General features: G+C 43.8%; 5 protein-coding genes. 1 reads left to right on the top strand and 4 read right to left on the bottom strand.

All coding sequences use genetic code 11. The features are described from left to right. On the top strand, positions 1-327 hold a 327-nt coding region (locus A3761_RS11025), incomplete at its 5' end, for a methylated-DNA--[protein]-cysteine S-methyltransferase (protein WP_156491796.1). Here A3761_RS11025 and A3761_RS11020 read toward each other — a convergent pair. The 4 genes from A3761_RS11020 to A3761_RS11005 all read right to left on the bottom strand — a co-directional run. Further along, positions 310-1,029: an SGNH/GDSL hydrolase family protein gene (locus A3761_RS11020; RefSeq protein ID WP_068513558.1), complete on the bottom strand. Its 720-nt coding sequence runs from the start codon at positions 1,027-1,029 to the stop codon at positions 310-312. The genes A3761_RS11025 and A3761_RS11020 overlap by 18 nt on opposite strands. A gap of 21 nt (positions 1,030-1,050) precedes the next feature. Further along, a complete protein-coding gene (locus A3761_RS11015) occupies positions 1,051-1,419 on the bottom strand; it encodes a response regulator (RefSeq protein WP_068508062.1) in 369 nt (122 codons plus the stop codon). A gap of 317 nt (positions 1,420-1,736) precedes the next feature. Then, positions 1,737-2,996: an HD-GYP domain-containing protein gene (locus A3761_RS11010; protein ID WP_068553598.1), complete on the bottom strand. Its 1,260-nt coding sequence runs from the start codon at positions 2,994-2,996 to the stop codon at positions 1,737-1,739. A gap of 152 nt (positions 2,997-3,148) precedes the next feature. Then, positions 3,149-3,273: ATP-binding protein (locus tag A3761_RS11005; protein WP_197473017.1), on the bottom strand; the 125-nt coding region annotated here is incomplete at its 5' end.

Below are 3,273 nucleotides of genomic sequence, written 5' to 3'. Positions count from 1 at the left end.
TTCGACTCTGGACCAGCAAACGAGAACAAGTTGAACTTGCTCTGCAAAGGAACGCCTTTCCAACTGTTGGTATGGGAGGCCTTACTGAAGATTCCTGAAGGCGAGTTGCGCTCTTATCAACAGGTTGCTGAGCAAATCAATCAACCAAATACTACCAGAGCCGTCGCTTCAGCCATTGCGAAGAACAATATTGCCTATTTGATTCCCTGTCACCGGGTCATTAGAAGTACGGGGGAGATTAATCAATATCGCTGGGGAGCAGAACGCAAAAAAGCGATGATCAGCCTGGAATGCTGCTCGACGATACCTTCAACGCTGGGGCAATAAACAACGCTCTTTAAAGTGCTCAAGTAAAGCTTCTGACCATAAGCGGTAAGCCTGCGCACTGGGATGGAAGCCATCACTGGCAAAGAACTCTTTTTGCATAGGAAACTGAACACTAACAAAAGCTAAAGCCTCATCTAGTGCTGCCTGTTCGTTCAAAGCACTATTCATTGCACGAGAACGACGCCCCAAAAACCAGCGAAGTGGCTGAGGTAGAGCCGGAAATTCATGCATGGGAGGTACACTGCTCAAGAAGATATGACGCGCTTGAAACTTGTCTTGAAGCAGCAGTTTTAACTCTCTTTGCTGCTCTAGCCAGTGTTTCAGTCGTGTCCCGCCGGTTATATCATTGACACCTAAGGAAGTAATGACAACATCGGTTTTAAAAGCCTCAAGCGCATGTAGGCGCTCTAGCATCTCAGATGTCTTCAAGCCTGTTTCGGCTAAAAGGCGCCACTCGATAGCGCGGTACTGCGACAGTTTCGACACCAGCTGCCCTAAAAGCGCATCGTTCTGACTATCAACGCCAACACCTGCAGCAGCTGAGTCACCTAGAATTAAGATGCGCAAAGGCTCCCCGTTACCTAAAATACCTTCACGGCTACCTTCAGGCTCAGGAAGTTTAGGCGTCACTTTTTTAGTATAGATTCCCTGCGGAACGAGAATAGGTGACAAAGCCAGGGTGAGAAGAGCATCATCGATCATAATGGCAAGAATTGCTAAGACTTAGGCAATATCCAACAGCTTTTCTATGGCTGGTTTGAAGCGCTGAGGACTCAAGGGCTTTAGAATCCAACCAGTTATACCGGTATCTTTACCTACTTTTTTCAGCCTAGGGTCTGACTCAGTTGTTAGCATCAAAATAGGCGTTTCTTTGTAAGACTCCATATTCCTCAATGCAATGGCTAAATCAATTCCCTTCATATTAGGCATATTGTGGTCTGTGATCACTAGGTCAAAGTTCTGCTTTTTCGCCAAGTCGAGCGCTTCCAAGCCATCCTCAGCTTCGACTATTTTCAAACGTTCATCCTTTAAAACAAAGGTAACCATTTCACGAACGGTAGAAGAGTCTTCAACAATTAAAATAGATCTCATTTTTCAGGCTCAGTATTAAAAGTAAATATTCGGTGAGGTGCACAACTCACTTAAGTTTAGCAGCTCTTTCAAGGGTAAAACATAAATCTTCAATGATTGGTTTACTGAGCCCCAAACGCTTAATGTATTTATAGTTGGTTTAAGTGCTGCAAAGGAGCAATGAGCTGTAGCAGAAGAAATCAATCACAACGCAGTAAAAGGGTTCACAACATGGCCGAGAAAGCGTCTAAGGGCGCAAAACAAACTTCTAAGACTGCCGCAAGACTGTTAGCGCTTTCGTCATTCCTTCAAAGTTCAGTACCAGGCTTTAAGGTTTATTACTGTACTGCAAGGCCAAAGTTTAAGCCTTTGGCCTTGTATTCCTTAAGCTGAACGCCAAAGGCCCCGTCTGTATATATTTCTTTAACTCGAAGCGGCTTACCATGCTGATCTTTTTGCTCATTACTTAGATCAACAATCCGTTCAGCACAGCTTTTCTTCTCAGTATTCCTGACAATAATCAGTTTGGGGCGAAGCTTATTGTTTCTTTGGCACGATAGGATAATACCAACTTCGCCATTGGTCAGCTCAACAATATGCCCCGGTGGATAAATTCCTACTAAGCGAATAAAAGCTCGAACAATTTCCTCATCAAACTGCTGGCCACGACAATCGTAAAGAATACGCAAACCTTCCAATGTCGAACGTGCATCACTATAAACCCGGTCACTGGTAATGGCATCGAAAGCATCCACCACGCTAACAATTTTAGCGAAGAAAGGAATCTTTTCAGCAGTCACCCCCCTTGGGTAACCCTTACCATTGAGATGTTCATGATGACAATACGCAACATCAACCGCGACCGGAGGCACGTCTGATTTAGACATCAGCAGCTTGCGACCATGTGTCGCATGTTCCTTGACGAGTTCATATTCCTCGGAATTTAAGGATCCTTCTTTATTCAGCACCTCGATGGGTATATTAATCTTTCCCACATCATGCAGCATCGCCGCAACGCCTAGGTCTTCAAGCTCCTTTTCCAGCAGCTCCAGCTCACGCCCAAGTGCAACAGCCATGATAGATACACGTAAACTGTGTTCTGCCGTGTAATCATCTTTGTCTTTAATCTGAGTTAGCCAGAGCATGGCATTAGGGTTTTTTAGTACGCTTTTCACGCAACTTTTAACAGCTGTTTTTACCTCAGTGGTATTTATCTCCTGAGATAGACGGAGGGCACTAAGGGCATGATCAACTGTCTTCTTCGCATAGTCATAGTCAGATACGGCGACAGCCAACTCTCGTTCAACAGGTACTTTATAAATCCGGCGACTTTTGACATCAGTACGATTCTTTCGTTTTTCCCTATAAGTAATTTCTGTCTGAGTCACATCTATATAAACATATTCACAATACTCATTCAGTTGATCGATCTCTTCTTCACTGCTAATCAGAAAACCTTGAAACAGAAACGGGGTATCAACCCAAGGTCTATCCAATTCTACAACATACATACCAACACGAAGCTCAGTCGTCGCTATCTTTTCGCGAACCAATTTCTTATTGATATTGTAATGGTTGTAATTGTGCTCACCGATCATCCAGGTGCCCTCTACAGTTTATTGACCTTGTTAGTTTAGCCTATAAAAACACTAGTGTTAATTTGCATGTAAAACTGACCCGGCTTTTGCACTTAATTTTGACCCGCCTGAGAGGCCAGATTATGGCCTGAACTTTTCTTTTATTTCCAGTTTTAAATTCGTTTATTAGTAGATTCTTTGTAGCGGTAACTTTCGTTACCTGTTTCAATGATGTGACAGTGATGCGTTAGTCGATCAAGTAATGCGGTTGTCATCTTTGCGTCACCGAAGACTTGGC

The sequence above is a fragment of the Oleiphilus sp. HI0123 genome (genome assembly GCF_001635315.1).
This window is presented reverse-complemented; position numbering and strand designations above follow the sequence as displayed.